At 69.9% G+C, this 19367-nt stretch carries 19 protein-coding genes, 1 tRNA gene and 1 pseudogene; 14 read left to right on the top strand and 7 right to left on the bottom strand.

Annotation, left to right across the window (positions count from 1 at the left end):
• On the bottom strand, window positions 1–278 hold a 278-nt coding region (locus tag NON22_RS08300; RefSeq protein ID WP_257386459.1), incomplete at its 3' end, for a hypothetical protein.
• A gap of 460 nt (window positions 279–738) precedes the next feature.
• On the opposite strand from NON22_RS08300, the gene rimO reads away from it, so the two are divergent.
• Entirely contained in the window at window positions 739–2058 is a 1320-nt protein-coding gene (rimO, locus tag NON22_RS08295; RefSeq protein WP_257386458.1) for a 30S ribosomal protein S12 methylthiotransferase RimO, read from the top strand.
• A gap of 10 nt (window positions 2059–2068) precedes the next feature.
• Window positions 2069–2875, top strand: a complete 807-nt coding sequence (locus NON22_RS08290) for a DUF3025 domain-containing protein (protein ID WP_257386457.1) — start codon at window positions 2069–2071, stop codon at window positions 2873–2875.
• A gap of 13 nt (window positions 2876–2888) precedes the next feature.
• Here the strand turns inward: NON22_RS08290 and greB are convergent, their stop codons facing one another.
• Window positions 2889–3392, bottom strand: a complete 504-nt coding sequence (greB, locus tag NON22_RS08285) for a transcription elongation factor GreB (RefSeq protein WP_257386456.1) — start codon at window positions 3390–3392, stop codon at window positions 2889–2891.
• A gap of 262 nt (window positions 3393–3654) precedes the next feature.
• On the opposite strand from greB, the gene NON22_RS08280 reads away from it, so the two are divergent.
• A complete protein-coding gene (locus tag NON22_RS08280; protein ID WP_257386455.1) occupies window positions 3655–5130 on the top strand; it encodes a rhomboid family intramembrane serine protease in 1476 nt (491 codons plus the stop codon).
• Between the two features lie 225 nt (window positions 5131–5355).
• Window positions 5356–6264 (top strand): cation diffusion facilitator family transporter, encoded by a 909-nt coding sequence (locus tag NON22_RS08275; protein WP_257386454.1) that lies wholly within the window; start codon window positions 5356–5358, stop codon window positions 6262–6264.
• A 105-nt stretch (window positions 6265–6369) separates the two neighbouring features.
• Here the strand turns inward: NON22_RS08275 and NON22_RS08270 are convergent, their stop codons facing one another.
• From NON22_RS08270 to NON22_RS08260, 3 genes are all read right to left on the bottom strand, one after another.
• On the bottom strand, window positions 6370–7095 hold the full coding sequence (locus NON22_RS08270; RefSeq protein WP_257386453.1) for a hypothetical protein: 726 nt from the start codon (window positions 7093–7095) through the stop codon (window positions 6370–6372).
• A gap of 121 nt (window positions 7096–7216) precedes the next feature.
• Window positions 7217–7717: a Slp family lipoprotein gene (locus NON22_RS08265; RefSeq protein WP_257386452.1), complete on the bottom strand. Its 501-nt coding sequence runs from the start codon at window positions 7715–7717 to the stop codon at window positions 7217–7219.
• Complete coding sequence (locus NON22_RS08260; protein WP_257386451.1) at window positions 7714–8457, bottom strand: SIR2 family NAD-dependent protein deacylase; 744 nt, start codon at window positions 8455–8457, stop codon at window positions 7714–7716. The genes NON22_RS08265 and NON22_RS08260 overlap by 4 nt, the downstream gene beginning before the upstream one ends.
• A 184-nt stretch (window positions 8458–8641) precedes the next feature.
• On the opposite strand from NON22_RS08260, the gene NON22_RS08255 reads away from it, so the two are divergent.
• From NON22_RS08255 to NON22_RS08215, 9 genes are all read left to right on the top strand, one after another.
• Complete coding sequence (locus NON22_RS08255; protein WP_425507963.1) at window positions 8642–10792, top strand: S46 family peptidase; 2151 nt, start codon at window positions 8642–8644, stop codon at window positions 10790–10792.
• A 158-nt stretch (window positions 10793–10950) separates the two neighbouring features.
• Window positions 10951–11916, top strand: coding sequence for a tRNA (adenosine(37)-N6)-dimethylallyltransferase MiaA (gene miaA, locus NON22_RS08250; RefSeq protein WP_257386450.1), 966 nt, complete (start codon window positions 10951–10953; stop codon window positions 11914–11916).
• A gap of 122 nt (window positions 11917–12038) precedes the next feature.
• Entirely contained in the window at window positions 12039–12320 is a 282-nt protein-coding gene (gene hfq / locus NON22_RS08245) for an RNA chaperone Hfq (protein WP_257386449.1), read from the top strand.
• 5 nt (window positions 12321–12325) lie between these two features.
• A complete protein-coding gene (gene hflX / locus NON22_RS08240; RefSeq protein ID WP_257386460.1) occupies window positions 12326–13651 on the top strand; it encodes a ribosome rescue GTPase HflX in 1326 nt (441 codons plus the stop codon).
• Between the two features lie 407 nt (window positions 13652–14058).
• On the top strand, window positions 14059–15117 hold the full coding sequence (hflK, locus tag NON22_RS08235; RefSeq protein WP_257386448.1) for an FtsH protease activity modulator HflK: 1059 nt from the start codon (window positions 14059–14061) through the stop codon (window positions 15115–15117).
• On the top strand, window positions 15114–15977 hold the full coding sequence (hflC, locus tag NON22_RS08230; RefSeq protein WP_257386447.1) for a protease modulator HflC: 864 nt from the start codon (window positions 15114–15116) through the stop codon (window positions 15975–15977). The genes hflK and hflC overlap by 4 nt, the downstream gene beginning before the upstream one ends.
• A 3-nt stretch (window positions 15978–15980) precedes the next feature.
• Entirely contained in the window at window positions 15981–16172 is a 192-nt protein-coding gene (locus NON22_RS08225) for a DUF2065 domain-containing protein (protein WP_257386446.1), read from the top strand.
• 71 nt (window positions 16173–16243) lie between these two features.
• Window positions 16244–17536, top strand: a complete 1293-nt coding sequence (locus NON22_RS08220) for an adenylosuccinate synthase (protein WP_257386445.1) — start codon at window positions 16244–16246, stop codon at window positions 17534–17536.
• Window positions 17537–17633: 97 nt separating this feature from the next.
• A complete protein-coding gene (locus NON22_RS08215) occupies window positions 17634–18062 on the top strand; it encodes a VOC family protein (protein ID WP_257386444.1) in 429 nt (142 codons plus the stop codon).
• 24 nt (window positions 18063–18086) lie between these two features.
• Here NON22_RS08215 and NON22_RS08210 read toward each other — a convergent pair whose 3' ends face one another.
• Together NON22_RS08210 and NON22_RS08205 are read right to left on the bottom strand one after the other, a co-directional pair.
• Complete coding sequence (locus tag NON22_RS08210; RefSeq protein WP_257386443.1) at window positions 18087–18650, bottom strand: TFIIB-type zinc ribbon-containing protein; 564 nt, start codon at window positions 18648–18650, stop codon at window positions 18087–18089.
• Window positions 18651–18733: 83 nt separating this feature from the next.
• A tRNA-Leu gene (locus tag NON22_RS08205) sits at window positions 18734–18818 on the bottom strand.
• Window positions 18819–19103: 285 nt separating this feature from the next.
• Between NON22_RS08205 and NON22_RS08200 the strand changes: the two are divergent.
• Window positions 19104–19367 (top strand): annotated as a pseudogene (locus NON22_RS08200) (hypothetical protein); the annotation flags it as partial.

Below are 19367 nucleotides of genomic sequence, written 5' to 3'. Positions count from 1 at the left end.
TCCAGCGCCTCGATCAGCCGCGGCGTGTTGCCGGTCGCGCGGGCGTGGGCGGCGACGGCGTCCCAGGCTTCGGCGGCCGGCCGGCTCGCACCGAGCGCCTGTTCGAGCAGGCCGATCTCGCGCGCGAGCTGCAGGCGGCCGTAGCGGCCGAGCAGCGGTCCGATCAGGCCGTCGCCCGCGCGCCAGGCGCTTTCGACACCGCCGGCGATGTGCTGGGCCGACGCCGCGATCTGGCCGGCCATTACCGGCGAGAGATCGTCGGCGAACAGCCGGTCCATGCTGCCGAAGCCGCTGACGAGCAAGGCCGTGACGACGGCGATCCAGGCGCGCCGGCGAGGGGAGCGTGCGGGAAGCGCGGAATCCGCCCGGGACCGGCTGTCGCCGCCGGAATCCGGTGGGGCCGACGGGGCGGCGGGCTCGCCGGGCGAGTGGCGGGCCGGGCTGCGGGGAAATACCAACGGAGCCGGCAGCCGCGCCGCGGATGCTGGTCCGGATCTGTCGACGGGCTGGCCGATCGGCATTCGCTGGAGAGTCCCTGGGGTGGCCGCCCTGTACGGCCGCGCGCCAATGCTAGCGCGGTCCACGGGGTGCTCACGTAAACAAATTTCACGTGGCCGGCCGCGGCCGCGGAATACCGGCCCGCCAGCGGCCTGCGACGCCGCCGGCGCGGCGCCGGCAACTGCCTTTCGGCCCGCGTTGGCCTTACACTTCCGGGCTTGCCTTTCCCCCGAGCTTCCCATGTCCCGCCAGAATCCCAAGGTCGGCTTCGTCAGCCTCGGCTGCCCGAAAGCCCTGGTCGACTCCGAACGCATCCTGACCCAGCTGCGCGTGGAGGGCTACGACATCGTGCCGACCTATGACGACGCCGACGTCGTCGTCGTCAACACCTGCGGCTTCATCGACGCCGCGGTCGAGGAATCGCTGGACGCGATCGGCGAGGCGCTGGCCGAGAACGGCAAGGTCATCGTCACGGGTTGTCTCGGGGCCAAGGCCGACGTGATCCGCGAGGCGCATCCGGACGTGCTGTCGATCTCCGGACCGCAGGACTACGCGAGCGTCATGAACGCGGTGCATGCGCAGCTGCCGCCCAAGCATGACCCGTTCCTCGACCTCGTGCCGCCGCAGGGACTGAAGCTGACGCCCAAGCATTACGCCTATCTCAAGATTTCCGAGGGCTGCAATCACCGCTGCTCGTTCTGCATCATTCCGTCGATGCGCGGCGACCTCGTCTCGCGTCCGGTCGACCAGGTGCTCGTCGAGGCCGAGAAGCTCGTCAAGGGCGGCGTCAAGGAACTGCTCGTGATCTCGCAGGACACCAGCGCCTACGGCGTCGATCTCAAGTACGCCGAGCGCGACTGGCGCGGCAAGTCTTACCGCACGCGCATGACCGAGCTCTGCGAAGGCCTGTCCGAACTCGGCGTCTGGACGCGCCTGCACTACGTCTACCCGTATCCGCACGTCGACGAGATCGTGCCGCTGATGGCGCAGGGCAAGCTCCTGCCGTACCTCGACATCCCGTTCCAGCATGCCAGCCCGCGCATCCTCAGGCTGATGAAGCGGCCGGGCGCCGTCGACAAGGTGCTCGCGCGAGTCAGGAACTGGCGCGCCATCTGTCCCGAGCTCACGATCCGCTCGACCTTCATCGTCGGCTTTCCGGGCGAGACCGAGGCCGAGTTCGAGGAACTGCTCGACTTCCTGCGCGAAGCGCAGCTCGACCGCGTCGGCGCGTTCGCGTATTCGCCGGTCGAAGGCGCCAAGGCCAACGACCTGCCCGATCCCGTGCCCGACGAGATCAAGGAAGATCGCCTGGAGCGCTTCATGGAAGTGCAGGCGCAGATCAGCGCCGAGCGCCTGGACCGCAAGGTCGGCACGCGCCTGAAGGTGCTCGTCGATGCAGTCGACGCCGACGGCGCGGTCGCGCGCTCGGCGGCCGACGCGCCGGAGATCGACGGCGTCGTGCACGTCGACAACGGCCAGAAACTGCGCCCGGGCCAGTTCGCCGAGGTCGAGGTCATCCACGCCGACCAGCACGACCTTTTCGCGCGCCTGCCGGGCTGAAGGCGCGGCGATGCGCTTCGTCGCACCGAGCCGCGCGGCGCTCGACCGGGGCGTGCTGCGGCGTCCGCCGCTGGCCGCCTGGAGCGAGGCCGCCGACTGGATCACCGCGACGGCGTTTCCGAGTGTGGCCGAGCTCAACCGCGGCTGGGATCAACCCTGGCGTTTCGTCGAGCAGACGCTGCAGCTCCTCGCCGACGGCCTGCACTACGAAACGCGCATCCATGCGCGCGCCGAGATCGCGACGCGCGCGGACAACTGGCACGACTTCTTCAATGCGCTGATCTGGCGCCGCCACGCGCCGGTGAAGGCCGCGCTGAACCGGCGTCAGGTCGCCGAGATCGCGCGGATGGGCGACAAGCAGCGCAGCCGCGCACAGTGCGCGCTGACCCATTTCGACGAAGGCGGCGTCATCGTCGTGCTGCGCGAGCCCGGACTGCTCGCGCGCTGGGATGCGCACGACTGGCGCGGCCTGTTCTGGGACGCGCGCGAGGCCTGGGACGACGGCCGCATCCGCGTGGAGGTGTTCGGCCATGCGCTGCTCGAGATGGCGCTGGTGCCGGACAAGCTGATCACCGGCAAGGCGGTCGCCGTGCTCGACGAGAACGGCGCGGCGATGCCGGCTGCGCTGACGGCGCTGGCCGCGGCGATCGATGCGGGCCGGCTGCTCAACGATCCGCAGGAACTACGCGCCCTGCCGATCTCGGGCATTCCGGGCTGGCATGCGGCCAACGGCGACCCGGCGTTCTACGACGCGGCGGAGTGCTTCCGCCCGCTGCGTGCGGGGCGTGTCTATCCGGCGCCGCTGCGGGTTCCGTGACGGCGACCGCCGCTCATTCCTCGCCGTAGCGGATGTCGACGACGACGAAGCTCGCGCGCGCGTCGGGCAGCTCGGCGACGAATTCGTCGTCGACGCGCTTCTTCAGCACGGCGCGGGCCAGCGGCGAATCGATGCTGATCCAGCCGCGCGCGGCGTCGGTCTCGTCGGGGCCGACGATGCGGTAGCGTTTCTCGCGGCCGTCATCGTCCTCGAGCGTGATCCAGGCGCCGAAATAGACCGCCGCGCGATCGGTCGGCGCATCCGGCGCGATCTTCAGCGTTTCGAGACGCTTGCCGAGGTAGCGCACGCGGCGGTCGATCTCGCCGAGCTGTTTCTTGCGATAGGTGTATTCGGCGTTCTCGGAGCGGTCGCCTTCGGCGGCCGCCGCGGCGAGCGCACGCACGACTTCGGGCCGGCGCTCGCGCCAGAGGTGATCGAGCTCGGCCTTGAGCCGGTCGTGGCCGGCGCGCGTGATCAGCGCGGTGGAGGCGGCTTGCGGCGGACGCCAGCGTCCCATGAACTGCCATTCCGGAGAGAGAAGCCGGCACTATAGAAAATGCCGGCCGTCGCGCAAGCCGCGGCGCGGCAGCGGGGCAGGCCGTAGAATCGGCGCGCCGGCGGGCGTCGAAAACCCCGCCGGACGATCCAGCGACGGATCGCCGGCAACCGACCGCGCCGACGGTCGGCTGCCGGAGAACGTGCGCGAGCCTGCTTGCGCCGTTCGATGGAGAAACGGGCGGATGCCCGTTTTCCGCCATCTCGTTCAGGGGAGCTTCGCCGTGCTGGTACTGCCGCTGCACCGTCCGTTGAACCGGGCGAATTTTCCGTTCGTGACCATGGCGCTGGTCCTGGTCAACGCGTTCGTGTTCCTGTTCCTGCAGAGCGGCGACGGCGTGGCGCTGCAGCGTGCGGCGGACTATTACGGCGAGGCCGACCTCGCGCAGATCGAACGGCCTCTGTACCGCGACTGGCGTCAGGCGCATCCCGAACCGCGGCTCGACGCGGTCATGCCGCATCTGGATTCGCTGCCGGCCGGGCAGTTCGTCCAGCTCGTGCAGGCCGACGGCAAATTCCTGCAGGCGTTGAATGCCGACGCGCTGATCGGTCCGCAGGACCCGCGCCATGCGGACTGGAAGCAGCACCGCGCCGAGTTCGAGCAGCTGTGGCAGCGCCAGTTCGACGAACGCCATGCGCTGCGTTACACCGAATTCAGTCCGCTGCGCCTGATCAGCTGGATGTTCCTGCACCACGACTTCGGCCATCTGTTCGGCAACATGCTGTTCCTCGTCGTGCTCGGCCTGCTCGTCGAGGGCGGCCTCGGCGCGGGTCTGTTCCTCGCGCTGTATCTGCTGGCCGGTATCGGTGCGGGCCTGGTCTCGCTGGCCTATCGCTGGGGCGACGTCGGCGGCATGGTCGGCGCATCGGGCGCGATCGCCGGCCTCATGGGGGCGTACTGCGTGCTCTGGGGCATGCGCAAGGTGCGCGTGTTCTGGTGGGCCTTCGTCGCGTTCGGCTATTCGCGCATCACGGCGCTCTGGCTGCTGCCGTTCTGGCTCGGCTGGGAATTGCTCAGCCTGATGACGAGCCGCGGTTCCAATGTCGGCTTCGACGCGCATGCGGGCGGTATCGTCAGCGGCGCGCTGCTCGCGCTCGGCGTGCGCGCGCTGGGCTGGGAACAGCACGAGTTCCTCGACGCCGACGAGAAGGCCGACCGGGCCAAGGCCCAGGACGACGCGCTCGAACGCGCGCTGCAGCACCTGGGCCGGCTCGAGACGCGCCAGGCGGTCGCGCTGCTCGAACCGCTCGACCGCGACGGCACGCCGTCGCTCGACGTGCGCATCGCGCTCTACCGCTGCGCGCGCTACGCGAATCAGCCGGCGGCGCTGCGCACGGCGTTGACGCGCGTGATCGAGCTGCCGCTGCCCGACGCGGCCGCGGCGCGCAAGGTCAAGCAGATCGTCGACGACTACCGCAAGGTCGATGCGGACGGCCTGGCCTTGCCGCCGGCGCAGCAGCTGCAGCTCGCGCGCGCCTGGCTGCGCATCGGCGCCGATGCGGACGCCGAGCACCTCGCGCGCGATCTCGGCGCGCGCGCGGCCGACCTGCCGGGTCTGGCGGAGCTCTGCTGGCAACTCGCCCAGCGCGCGCGCGAAGGCTCGCCGCAGTGGCGTGCGCGGCTGCAGCTGATCGCGAGCCACTGCCCGCGCAGCGAACTCGCGTCGAAGGCGGCCTTCCTGCTCGCGCAGACGCCGTAGCGGCCTGCGCCGGCGGCGCGGGCCGCCACTGCGGCGGACCTGCTCCGGTTCGCCGGGACGGCGATGGTAGACTCGCCGTCCGCCGCGCACGTCCGCTGGCGGAGACGAGCGGCAAGGCTGCGCAGCGACGGCGGACATCGTTCGGGCCGTTCGGTGCGGATGGCGGCAGTGCGGTGCGCCGTGCCGCGGACACGGGATTCGGATCGGGTTAGGGAGAAAGCGCAGATGGCCGGCAAGGCGGATTCGGTAAAGACGATTTTCTATGCGCTCGGCGCGAACTTCGCGATCTTCGTCGCCAAGCTCGTCGCCGCGCTGCTGACCGGATCGGGTTCGATGCTGGCCGAAGCCGTGCACTCGCTGGCCGACTGCGGCAACCAGGTCATGCTGCTGATCGGCCTGCGCAAGGCCAAGTCGCCGCCGTCGCCGGACTATCCGCTGGGCTTCGGCAAGGCCGTGTACTTCTGGTCCTTCCTCGTCGCGCTGATGCTGTTCAGCGTCGGCGGCATGTTCTCGATCTACGAAGGCCTGCACAAGCTGCAGCATCCCGAGCCGCTGCAGTGGGCCTGGCTCGCGGTCGGCGTGCTGGCCTTCGGCATCGTCGCCGAGTCCCTGTCGATGTGGGGCTGCCTCAACGAAGTGAACAAGGCGCGCGGCACGCAGAGCCTCTGGCGCTGGTTCCGCGACAGCCGCCAGAGCGAGCTGATCGTGATCTTCGGCGAAGACCTCGCGGCGCTTCTCGGCCTCGTGTTCGCGCTCGGCGCGGTGCTGCTGACCATGGCGACCGGCAATCCGATGTACGACGCGATCGGTTCGGTCGGCATCGGCGTGCTGCTGATCGTCATCGCCGTGTTCATAGCGATCGAGATCAAGGCGCTGCTGATCGGCCAGGGCGTGGAGCCGCGCACCAAGGAGGCCATGCTCAAGTTCCTCGCGTCGCGCGAGGAGATCAAGCAGGTCTACAACCTGCTGACCCTGCAGATGGGCCCCGATGTCGTGGTCGCGATCAAGGCCGAGATGAGCCGCTATCTCGCGCCGCGCGATCTCATCGAGGACATCAATCGCGTCGAAGCCGCGTTCCGCACCGAATTCCCCGAGGTGCGCTGGTGTTTCTTCGAGCCCGACACGCACGACTGAAGCGACGCGACGCAGCCTGCGGCGAATCCGCCGGACGGGCCGCCGCGCACGCCTGACCGGCGCAGCGGCCGGTGGTCCGACACGGTCGAGTGTCGCGCCGGCGTGTCAGTCGCCGCGGTAGTACAGCCCGTCGACCGCGGTCGTGCCGTCGGGATTGCCGGGCAGATGGGCCCAGCCGACGATGCCTTCGGGAGTCAGCAACAGGTAGTCCGGGTTGAGCTCGTCGTCGTCGCTCCTGCGTGTGTCGTTGAGCAGCACGGTCACGCGCGTGCCGGCCGCGAGCGTCAGGCCGAGCTCGGCGGCGTTCGCGCCGGGCGCGCGGCGCAGCACGACGGGCTGCTTGAGCGCGCCGTTGACGCCGACATGGCGCAGCGGCTGCGCGAGTTCGACGAAACGGTCATTCTTCCACTGGTATACGCGGCGCTCGTCGTAGTTGGTGTCGCTGTGGCCGCCGACGACGATGCGCGCGTCGGGCAGGAACGCGAACTGCGTGCCCGGCGCTGCGAACACGGCTTCCTCGGGCTTGGCCGCGTCGCGCAGCAGGCGGCAGCTCGGATCGGCGCTCGGGCCCGAGTCGCAGGCCAGGGTCAGCGGCGGCAGCCCGTCGAGGGTCAGCAGCAGCGGCGCGGATGCGTACACGCCGGCCTCCTCGTACTCGCGCAGCCAGGCCGGCGGCGCTGCCTTGTCCGCGCGCTCGCGCGGATACAGCACGGTGACGCCTTCGTTCTTCAGGGTGAGCGCGGCGAGCTGCGGAAACGCCGTGGAAAGATCGGCCGCTCCGGCCGTCAGCGGCAGCAGCAGCGCGAGCGCAAAGCTCCGTCGGAATGTCATGTCGTGTCCTCTTGCAGCCTGTGATCGTCGTCGTAACGACACGCGGGCACGAAACCGATCAGGCCCCTGGGCCGGAAAAGGAACGCTTCGCGCTCGCGCCCGGACGATTCCCGATTCCCGCCTACAGCCGCACGCCGACGCCGATACCGATGTGCCAGTGCGGGCGGTCGAACTGGAAGCCCGCCGGCCAGCGGTGCACGTGCGCGGCCTCGACGAGCGGATAGACGTAGGCATGCTCGCCGACGCGGCCGGCGCGCGTGCCGGCGAGGCGGCCGCTCAGGGTCACGAACAGGCCGTCGGGGTAGTCGTGCCGTTCGACGTAGCCCGGCAGCACGATGATGAAGCGGCCGCGCGTGCCGGCCGACGGCACGGGCCGCTGCGCCTCGTCGAGCGGGTAGGCCAGGATCGTGACCTCGGTCTGGCTCTCGCGATTGACCACGCCGAGGATCATGCCGCCCCAGATCACCTCGGCGCCGGCATGGCGTTCCGGTTCCGCGGCGACTTCGTAGGGCAGCGCCGGCGTGACCGGCGCGGTCGCGACGACGACGGGGCGCGCGGCGCAGGCCGCGAGCAGCGTGGCCGCGGCGATGGCGGCGGCGCGAAGGAAGCGTCGGGGTTTCATGCTTCCTCCCAGGCGGCCAGTGCGGCCGGCAAGGCCAGGCCCGCGGGCTGCGCGACGACGAGATCGGCCGCCGGCGTCAGCGGCGTGGGCTGCGGGTTGATTTCGGCGAACCAGGCGCCGTGGCGCTGCGCGAGGCCCGGCAGGCCGGCGGCCGGATAGACCAGGGCCGAGGTGCCGATCGCGAGCACGACGTCGCACTGCGTCGCGGCCGCGTTCGCGCGATCGAGCGCGTCGGCCGGCAGGTTCTCCCCGAACCAGACCACGCCGGGCCGGGCCAGGCCGTCGGCGTGATGCGGCGAGCGCGGCGGCTCGCCGGGATTCGCGGCCAGCCAGTCCGCGTCGATCTCCAGCCGCGTGACCGAGCAGATCGTGCGCATCAGGGCGCCGTGCAGGCAGATCGCATCGACGGAGCCGGCGCGCTGGTGCAGGTCGTCGACGTTCTGCGTGACCAGGACCGTGTCGCGCCGCCGTGCGAGCTCGACGAGCGCGCGGTGCGCCGCGTTCGGCTGCGCCGCGGCGACCTGCCCGCGGCGCCAGGCATACCAGCGCCAGACCAGGGCCGGATCGCGGCGGAACGCCTCGGGGGTGGCCAGGTCCTCGGGCCGGAAGCGGGCCCAGAGGCTGTCCTGCGCGTCGCGGAACGTGGCGATGCCGGATTCGGCCGAAATGCCGGCGCCGGTCAGCACGAGGATGCGGCGGGCCCGGCGCAGCTGCGCCGCGAGTGCGTGAATCGTGTCCATGCCGCGGAGTTTCGCATGCGCGGCCCCGGCGGTTCGCCGGCATGACTTTCGGCGCTGGTCCCTGCGCGGCCGGCCGCGGCATAAACGTCCGTTGCGTCCGGCACCGGCACGCCCAGGGAGGGCGTCGCCGTCCGCGGGCCGGCGCTTGCGCATCCTTCGTCTTCACTCCATCGGGAGCCTGTCCGTGCGTCGAGTCCTAGTCACCGCCGTTGCCGCCTGTTTCGCCACCCTGGCCGCCGCCGACGAAGGCATGTGGCAGCCGGCCCAACTGCCGGCCATCGCGAACCAGCTCAAACAGCGCGGCCTCGAACTCGATCCGGCCGACCTGACCGACCTGACCGGCCCGACCATGGGCGCCGTCGTCAGCATCGGCGGCTGCACGGCCTCGTTCGTCTCGCCGCAGGGCCTGGTCGTCACGAACCACCACTGCGCGTACGGCGCGATCCAGTACAACTCCACGGCGGAGAAGAACCTGATCCGCGACGGCTTCCTCGCGCGCAGCGTGGCCGAGGAGCTGCCCGGCGATCCGAACCAGCGCGTCTACGTGACCGACGAGATCCGCGACATCACCAAGGAGATCGTCGGCAAGATCGATCCCAAGGTCGGCGGCCTCGCGCGCTACGAAGCCATCGACAAGGCGCAGAAAGCCGCCGTCGCCAAGTGCGAGAAGCCCGGCATCAAGTGCGACGTGTACAACTTCCACGGCGGCTACAGCTTCCAGCTCGTGCGCCAGCGCGAGATCAAGGACGTGCGCCTGGTCTACGCGCCGCCGGACGCGATCGGCAAGTTCGGCGGCGACGTCGACAACTGGATGTGGCCGCGCCATACCGGCGACTTCAGCTTCCTGCGCGCGTACGTGGCCAAGGACGGCAGCTCCAAGCCGTATTCCAGGGACAACGTGCCGTTCAAGCCGAAGTACTTCCTGCCGCTGAACGCGGACGGCCTGAACGCCGGCGACTTCGTCATGGTCGCGGGCTATCCGGGCCGCACGAACCGCTATCGCCTGGCCGAAGAGACGCGCGACGCGATCGTCTGGCAGTATCCGACCAACATCCGCTGGTACGAAGAGATCCTCGGCATCATCAATGCGGCCGGCGCCAAGGATCCGGCCGTCGCGGTCAAGTACGCCAACAGCGTGGCCGGCTACAACAACTACCTGAAGAATTTCCGCGGCCAGCTCGAAGGCCTGGCCAAGGCTCACGCGGTCGACGTCAAGACGCAGAAGGAAGATGCGCTGCTGCAATGGCTGCGCGGCCAGGGCGAGGCGACCGCGGCGCTCGGCGGCGACATCGCCGAGCTGCGCGGCGTGCTGGACCGCCAGCGCAAGCTGCGCGACCGCGACCTCGTGCTCGGCTATCTGAATCGCACGTTCCTGTACAACTCGAGCTACCACATCTATCGCACGGCGCTCGAACGCACCAAGCCGGACCTGCAGCGCGAACAGGGTTTCCAGACGCGCGACGAGCCGAAGATCGAAGGCACGCTCAAGCAGTGGGAGCGGCGCATGGATCCGGCCGTCGACCGCCAGCTGTTCACGCATTTCCTGCGCGCCTACGTCAAGCTGCCGGCGGACCAGCGCGTCGCCGCGCTCGACGGCTGGCTCGGCGCGGCGCTGACCGACGATGCCGCGCTGGTGCAGAAGGTCGATGCGCTGTACGCCGGCACGCGCCTGACCGCGACCGACGAGCGCCTGAAGTGGTTCAAGGCCAAGAGCGGCGAGATCGAAGCGTCCGACGACGCGGCGCTGAAGTTCATGGTCGCGCTGATGCCCGAGCTGCTGACGATCGAGAAGGCGCGCAAGGAGCGCCTCGGCGACGAGCTGCGCCTGCGCCCGCGCTACATGCAGGCGATGATCGCCTACAACGAATCGCTGCATCAGCCGGTCTACCCCGATGCGAACAGCTCGCTGCGCGTGACCTTCGGCCGCGTGCAGGGCTTCAAGAAGGACGGCGTGGAATTCACGCCGTTCACGACCGGCGACGGCATCGTGGCCAAGACCACCGGCGAGGACCCGTTCGACACGCCGCAGAAGGAATACCAGGCGCTGGTCGCGCGCAACTACGGCAGCCATGCGGCAAAGAACGGCACCTTGCCAGTGAATTTCCTCGCCGACCTCGACATCACCGGCGGCAATTCCGGCTCGCCGGCGCTGGACGCCCGCGGCCGCCTCGTCGGCCTGGCCTTCGACGGCAACTGGGACAGCGTCAGCGCCGACTGGATCTTCGACACGGCACTGACCCGCTCCATCCAGGTCGACGTGCGCTACATGCTCTGGGTCATGGACACGATCGACGGCGCGAGCAACCTGCTCGAGGAAATGGGCGTCAAGCGCTGAGCCGAAGCGCTGCCGGCGGCTCGCCGCCGTCGGCGGCGCGGCAATCCGGCGCCCCGGGCCCCAGGCCTGCGGCGTCGTATATTTGTCGCTTCGGCGGCGCCGCCCGGCCGGATTGACCGCGGTCGCTGGCGCCCGCGCGGCGCCGCTACAATCGCCGGATGCCCGCTCTCGATACGCGTCCGCTCGCCGTCCTGCTCATGGGGCCTACCGCTTCGGGCAAGACCGCACTGGCCTGCGCGCTGGCCGAGCGCTTCGACGTGGACCTCATCAGCGTCGACTCGGCGCTGGTCTACCGCGGTCTCGACGTCGGCAGCGCCAAGCCCGATGCGGCCACGCTCGCGCGCCATCCGCACCGGCTCATCGACATCCGCGACCCCGGCGAGCCGTACTCGGCCGGCGAGTTCCGCAGCGACGCGCTGCGCGAGATGGCCGCGATCACGGCGGCCGGCCGCGTGCCGCTGCTGGTCGGCGGCACGGGCCTGTACTTCCGCGCGTTGATGCGCGGCTTCTCCGACCTGCCGGCCGCCGATGCGGCGCTGCGCGCGCAGCTGCAGGCCGAACTGGAGCGCGACGGCCTCGCCGCGCTGCATGCGCGGCTCGCGGCGCAAGATCCAGCCGCGGCCGCGCGCATCCGCGCCAGCGACACGCAGCGCGTGCTGCGCGCGCTGGAAGTCATCGCGCTGACCGGCCAGCCGCTGAGCGCGCTGCAGCAGGGGCGCGAGCAGGCGCCGCCGTACCGGCTGCTCAAGCTCGCGCTGGTGCCGCAGGACCGCGCGCCGCTGCATGCGCGCATCGCCGGGCGCTTCGACGCGATGCTCGCCGGCGGCCTGATCGAGGAAGTGCAGGCGCTGCGCGCGCGCGGCGACCTGCACGCGGACCTGCCGGCGCTGCGCGCGGTCGGCTACCGCCAGGCCTGGCAGTACCTCGACGGCGAGTACGACCGTGCCGAGCTGCGCGACCGCGGCATCTTCGCGACGCGCCAGCTCGCCAAGCGCCAGATCACGATGCTGCGCGCCGAGCTCGACGCGCGCTGGCTCGACCCCGAGCGCGGCGACCTGCGCGCGCGCGCCGAGGACGCGCTGGCGCTGTTTCTCGGCGGTGCCGGCGGCTTGCCGGTTTCATAACGCGGTCGACATTCTCGCCGCATTCAAGACCGGTTAAGATCCGGGGACTTGGACCGGGGCGCCGGGTTTCGGGGCGCATTCCCTGCTGCTTTTTTTCCCGGTTCGCTCTAGGAGAACTACCAATGTCAAAAGGGCAGTCGCTGCAGGATCCGTTTCTGAACGCCTTGCGCCGCGAGCGCGTGCCGGTGTCCATCTACCTCGTCAACGGCATCAAGCTGCAGGGCACGATCGAATCGTTCGACCAGTTCGTCGTGTTGCTGCGCAATACGGTCAGCCAGATGGTCTACAAGCACGCGATCTCGACCGTCGTGCCCAGCCGCAACGTGCGCCTCGGCGAGGGTCATCACGGCCATGGCGGCAATGACCACGCCGACGCCGAGCACGGCGAGCACGGCGAGGGCTGAGCGCTCTGTACGACAGGGCCGCGAAGGGCGAGCGCGCGGTACTCGTCCAGACCGTCCGGGCCGGCGACTCCGACGCGGCCGCGCGCCTGGACGAATTCGCCGAGCTCGCCGCCTCGGCCGGCGCCAGCGCCGTCGCGCGCGTGTTCGCCCGCGTCGATACGCCGAACGCGCGTTTCCTGCTCGGCACCGGCAAGGTCGAGGAACTGCGCGAGCTCAAGCTGGCCAACGACGCCGACCTGATCCTCGTCAACGACACCCTGACCCCGGTCCAGGAGCGCAATCTCGAGAAGTTCTGCGAGTGCCGCGTGGTCGGCCGCACCGGCCTGATCCTCGACATCTTCGCGCTGCGCGCGCGCTCGCACGAAGGCAAGCTGCAGGTCGAGCTGGCTCAGCTCAAGCACATGGCCACGCGCGTCGTGCGCGGCTGGAGCGGGCTGGACAGCCAGCGCGGCGGTTCCATCGGCCTGCGCGGTCCCGGCGAGACCAAGCTCGAACTCGACCGGCGTTATCTGCGCGGGCGCATACAGCAGCTGCAGGAGCGCCTCGACAAGGTCGCGCTGCAGCGCGAACAGACCCGGCGCAGCCGCCAGCGCAACGCGATTCCGACGGTGTCGCTGGTCGGCTATACCAATGCCGGCAAGTCGACCCTGTTCAACCGGCTCAGCGGCGCCGACGTCTATGCGGCCGACCAGCTGTTCGCGACCCTGGACCCGACCCTGCGCCGCATCGACGGACTGCCCAGCGGTCCGTTCGTGCTGGCCGACACGGTCGGCTTCATCCGCGACCTGCCGCACGACCTCGTCGCCGCGTTCCAGTCGACCCTGGCCGAGACGCGCGACGCCGACCTGCTGCTGCACGTCGTCGACGCGGGCGATCCCGAGCGCGACCAGCGCATGGCCGACGTGGACGCGGTGCTGGCCGAGATCGGCGCGGCGGAGCTGCCGCAGGTGCTCGTGTTCAACAAGATCGACACGCTCGACGACGCGGCGCCGCGCCGCGACGACGTCGAAGGCGGCCGGCAGCCGCGCGTCTGGATATCGGCGGCGCAGGGCCTCGGCCTCGATCTGCTGCGGGAGGCCATCGTCGAACAGCTGGGCCGCGACCGCGTGCGCACGATGCTGCATCTGGCGCCGGAACAGGGCCGTCTGCGCGCGCGCCTGTACGAGGCCGGCGTCGTGCAGCGCGAAACGCCGGCCGACGACGGCGGCTGGGCACTCGCGCTGGATGCGCCGCGCACGCGGCTGCAGGCCCTGTTCGGCCTCGGCGACGGCGACGGCGGCTTCCTGCGCGGCGCGCTCGCCGGCGTCGCGGCGTCGCACGGGGCCGAGTGAAGCCAGTGTCGCGGCAACCGGCGACGCCGCAGGCGGGCCGGTCGCCGCGGCGCCCTTGAGTCCGGCCGGAACGTCCCGATCTGGCTCAGGTCGTCTCCAGACTTTCGACGTGTCCGCTCATCGACTTCGTCCGGTACAATCCTGCCGCAATCCGTCCCCGACGACGCTACGCGTCCGTCAGCCGCGGTTGCCGACCGGACAACCGTATTCCTTCCTGTCCTGTCCCGGCGTCAGCGCCGCGCCTTCCGTGAATGCGGCGGGACCGGATGCGTCGCGCCGCTGCGGCGGTTCCGCGGCGCGGCGGCGAAGGGCAGGGCGGAGGCTCGGCGCGGCGGCGCGGTCGGGACGCGGCGGCGGTTACTACAACGGCGTGCCGGCGACGGCGCGGAAAAACACGAGGTCAACTCATGGCATGGAATGAGCCGGGCAAACGCGACCCCTGGCGCGGCAACCAGAAAGGCCCGGATATGGAAGACGCGCTGCGGCGCCTGCGCGAACGCTTCGGGAACCTGTTCGGTGGCGGTGGCGGCAACGGCGGCGGTTCCGGCGGCATCCTCGTGGCCGTGATCGCGATCCTGCTCGCGTGGCTCCTCCTCGACAGCTGGAGCGTCATCAACGCGCGCGACGTCGGCGTCGTGCAGCGCTTCGGCAAGAAGACGCGCATCATGAGCCCGGGCTTCAACCTCAAGTGGCCGCGGCCGATCGAGACCGTCACGAAGGTCAAGATCAAGGACGTGCGCCTGCTCGCCGACAGCGTGCGCATGCTGACGATGGACGAGAACATCGTCAGCATCGATTTCAACGTGCAGTACCAGGTCAGCGACGCCGAGAAGTTCCTGTTCCGTGTCAAGGACGTCGACAACCTGACCGTCAAGCAGGCGGCCGAGAGCGCCGTACGCCAGGTCATCGGCGGCAGCGCGATGGACACGATCCTGTCGGGCCAGGGCGCCGAACTCGTCGCCGAGACCAAGAAGGTGCTGCAGGCGACCCTCGATTCCTACGATGCCGGCATCGCCGTGACCGAGGTCAATTTCCAGTCGGTCGCGCCGCCGCACGAGGTCAAGGACGCGTTCGACGACGTGACCAACGCGCGCGAAAACAAGCAGCAGATCGAGAACGAGGCCCAGGCCTACGCCAACAAGATCGTGCCCGAGGCGCGCGGCGAGGCCGCCCGTATCAAGGCCCAGGCCGAGGGCTATCGCGCCGAGCGCATCGCGCGCGCCGAAGGCGACGCGGACCGCTTCAACCAGCTCGTCGCCCAGTACAAGGCCGCGCCCGAGGTCACGCGCCGGCGCCTGTACCTGGAAACCATGCAGCAGGTGCTCAAGGACAGCGTCAAGGTCATCGACTCGGGCAACGGCCGCAATCTGATCAACCTGCCCGTGGACAAGCTCGCGCCGGGCGCCGGCGTGCTGCTGCAGAACCCCGACGAGACGACGCGCGCGGCGCGCGGAGGCCAGCAATGAAATCGTTTGCCGCACTGATCGCCGCGCTGCTCCTGCTGCTCGGCGTCAACTCCACGTTCGTCGTGCGCGAGGGCGAGACCGCGCTGTTGCTGCAGTTCGGCCGCATCGTCCGCGCCGGCTACGAGCCGGGCCTGCAGTGGAAGGTGCCGTTCGTGCAGCAGGTGCTGCGCTTCGACAAGCGCATCCTCGGTCTGGACACCAAGCCCGAGCGCTACCTGACGTCGGAGAAGAAGAGCGTGCTCGTCGACTTCTACGTCAAGTGGAAGATCGACGACGTCGCGCTGTACTACGGCGCGTCGGGCGGCGCCGAGGATCAGGCCACCTTGCGCCTGACGCCGATCGTCAAGGACGCGCTGCGCTTCGAGTTCAACGCGCGTCCGCTGCACGAGCTCATCGCCGACGGCCGCGTCGACATCACCACGCGCGTGCGCACGAAGGCCGATGCGGCCGCGCGCAGCTCGCTCGGCATCCAGATCGTCGACGTGCGCATCAAGGGCATCAATTTTCCCGAAGAGGGCACCGTGCTGACCTCGGTCTACGACCGCATGCGCGCCGAGCGCAAGCAGGTCGCCAACGACCTGCGCGCGCGCGGCTCCGAGGCCGGCGAGACCATACGGGCCGATGCGGACCGCCAGCGCCAGGTGCTGCTGGCCGACGCGAACAAGGCGGCCCAGTCGGTGCGCGGCAACGGCGACGCCAAGGCCGCGGAGATCTATGCCCAGGCTTACGGCAAGGACGCGGAGTTCTATGCGTTCACGCGTAGCCTCGAGGCCTACCGCGAGTCGTTCGGCAACGGCAGCGGCGTACTGTTGCTCGACCCCAAGAGCGATCTGCTGCGCTATTTCAACGATAGCAAGTAAGCGGTGAAGGACCTCAACGCGGCGTTGTGCCTGGTGCTCGTCGTCGAGGGACTGTTTCTGTTCGCGGTGCCGGCCTTGTGGAAACGCATGGCTGAGCTGCTGCAGGGGCTCAGCGAGCGCGACCTGCGGGTCGCCGGCGCGGTCATGATCGTGCTCGGCCTGCTCGCCCTGCAGCTCGTCCGGCGGGTGCTCTGACCCGCCGGGGATTTTCCGGCGTCCGCGGCAGCGCGGGCGCCGTCCGTTTCCAGCTTTGAGGATCAGGAATCATGGGCAAGTCAGTCGTAATCCTCGGCGCCCAGTGGGGCGACGAAGGCAAGGGCAAGATCGTCGATCTGCTGACCGAGGAAGTCGGCGCCGTCGTGCGCTTCCAGGGCGGCCACAACGCCGGCCATACGCTCGTCATCGGCGGCAAGAAGACCGTGCTGCACCTGATTCCGTCGGGCATCCTGCGCGACGACGCGCTGTGCCTGATCGGCAACGGCGTCGTGCTGTCTCCGCAGGCGCTGCAGACCGAGATCGCCGAGCTCGAGGAGCAGGGCGTGGACGTGCGCTCGCGCCTGAAGATCTCGCCGGCCACGCCGCTGATCATGCCGTACCACATCGCCGTCGATCAGGCGCGCGAGAAGGCCTCCGGCGCCAAGGCCATCGGCACGACGGGCCGCGGCATCGGTCCGGCCTACGAGGACAAGGTCGCCCGCCGCGGCGTACGCGTGGCCGACCTGTTCTATCCGGACCAGCTCGCCGACAAGCTGCGCGACGCGCTCGACTACCACAACTTCGTGCTCGCGAACTGGCTCAAGGCCGACACGATCGACTACCAGAAGGTGCTCGACGACGCGCTGACCTTCGGCCACTACGTCAAGCCAATGGTCGACGACGTCTCGACCATCCTTTACGAACTGCGCAAGGCCGGCAAGAAGATCCTGTTCGAAGGCGCCCAGGGCTCGCTGCTGGACATCGACCACGGCACCTATCCCTACGTGACCTCGTCGAACACGACGGTCGGCGGCGCCTACGCGGGCTGCGGCGTCGGTGCGCGCGACATCGACTACGTGCTCGGCATCGCGAAGGCGTATGCGACGCGCGTCGGCGGCGGTCCGTTCCCGACCGAACTCAACGACGACATGGGCGAGCTGCTGCGCAAGCGCGGCAACGAGTTCGGCGCGACCACGGGCCGGCCGCGGCGCTGCGGCTGGATCGACCTCGTCGCGCTCAAGCGCGCCGTGCAGATCAGCGGCATCTCGGGCCTGGCGATCACCAAGCTCGACGTGCTCGACGGCCTGCCGACGATCAAGGTCTGCATCGCGTACGAATACCGCGGCAAGCAGCGCACCCTGGCGCCGCTCGACGCGGCCGGCTGGGAAGAATGCAAGCCGGTCTACCTGGAATTCCCGGGCTGGCAGGAGCCGACCTCGGGCGTGCGCGAATTCTCCAAGCTGCCGCCGGCCGCGCGCGCGTACCTGCGCGCCGTGGAGGAACTGGCCGAATGTCCGCTCGCGCTGGTCGCGACCGGCGCGGACCGCGACGACACCATCATTCTGCGCGATCCGTTCGCCTGAGACCGTTAGCGGCAGTGCGCCGGCCCGCAACGGCCGGCGCGCGATTGCTGCGACGCCGGGCGTGGGGCGAAGGATCCGATCCGGAGAAGCACCGCGCATGAACACGGGCGACCTGCCGTTCCGCATTCACGGGCTCGATCACGTCGTGCTGCGCGCGCGCGACCAGGACGCGCTCGTGCGCTTCTACTGCGACGTGCTCGGCTGCACCGTAGAGAAGCGCCAGGACGCGATAGGCCTCGTGCAATTGCGCGCCGGCGCCTCGCTGATCGACATCGTCGCGGTCGACGGCAAGCTCGGCCGCCTCGGCGGCGCGGCGCCCGGCCGCGAAGGGCACAACCTCGATCACCTGTGCCTGCGCATCGCGCCGTTCGATCTCGACGCGCTGCGCGCGCATCTGCGATCCCACGGCGTCACCCTGGGCGACTACGGCTCGCGCTACGGCGCCGAGGGCGAGGGGCCTTCGCTGTACCTGCACGATGCCGAAGGCAACATGATCGAGCTCAAGGGGCCGCCGGGACCGGTCTGAGCGCGGCGCTCGTGCGAGCAGCGCTCAGCGCGGAATCTCGTCGCGCACCTGGTTGACGTAGGCGAGGATGTCGCGCGCCTGTGCGTTGCCGCGCAGCCATTCGCGCAGTTCCTGCGCGCGCAAATAGTCGGTGCCGAGGCGTTCGCTCCAGAGCTGTTCCGCGCGACGCTCGGCTTCGGTGGAGCGCACGCGGTTCTGCCACGGCTGCGTGAACACCTGGGTCAGCCGGCCGGCCAGCGCGAGGCGATCGAGCAGCTGCCACTCGCCGCGATCCAGCCAGGCCTCGTCGCAATGCACGCAGAGATCGATCTGATTGCGCGCGTCGGCGCTCAGGCGGAACTTGGTCATGAAGTGGCGGCACTTCGGGCAGCACAGCGCGACCGACGTGTCCTGCACTTCGTCGAGCTTGCCGCCGTCGCCATCGCCGTCGGACTGCGCCAGTTCGGGCTGGTTCTCGCGCCAGTGGCGATAGGCGACCAGCGACAGCAGGCTGCCGCCGCAGCCGTCGCAGGACAGCGCCGGCAGGTCCGCTTCGATACGCGACGGATGCAGGTTGCGGTCTTTGCAGTGCGGACAGTGGCTGGCCATGCGATCTCCCCCGGGGCGTCGAACGGATTGCGGATTGCAGACGACAAAAGGCCCGCGCTAGGCGGGCCTTTTGCTTTTCGATTTGGTGCCCAAGAGAGGACTCGAACCTCCACGGGTCGCCCCGCTAGTACCTGAAACTAGTGCGTCTACCAATTCCGCCACCTGGGCAGGTGCTTCGCGATGCGTTCGGCGTCGCGAAGGTCGCGAACTATATGGACCGTTAGCGGGCTTGTCAACGCTTTGCTTGCAATCACTGCGCAGGTCGGCGAGGCTGGCCGCGTTGAGAACGATCCGGGCAGCGTCCGCCATGCGGCTACGATGCTTCGCCGCCGGTCTCCACCCCTTCGCCGAACGCACGCACCGCAGGCGTTCGGCCGCTCCGGCGAGGCCGGGAGCTTCCATCGGAAAACCAGAAATCAGACGTGCTGCAGAGACGATCTGACGAGAGAACACATGAAGAAAACACGGACTACGACTACCACGCGCGACAGCGCGAAGAAAAAATCGGCGGCGCGTCCCGGCTGGATGCCGGACGCGGCCGCGGCGAAGCGCGGCAAGACGACCGTCGCGCTGCCGGCGCCGGGCCCCGCGGCGCCGAAGCCGTCGGCCTTGCGCAAGATGGCCGCGATCGCCGCGGCCGCGGAACCGACCCGATCGCGCAAGGGTGTGAGCGCCGCCGACGAGGCGCCGCGCACGCGCAAGCGCGCGACGGCGACG

This window comes from Tahibacter caeni, from assembly GCF_024609805.1.
Lineage (GTDB): Bacteria > Pseudomonadota > Gammaproteobacteria > Xanthomonadales > Rhodanobacteraceae > Tahibacter > Tahibacter caeni.
This window is presented reverse-complemented; position numbering and strand designations above follow the sequence as displayed.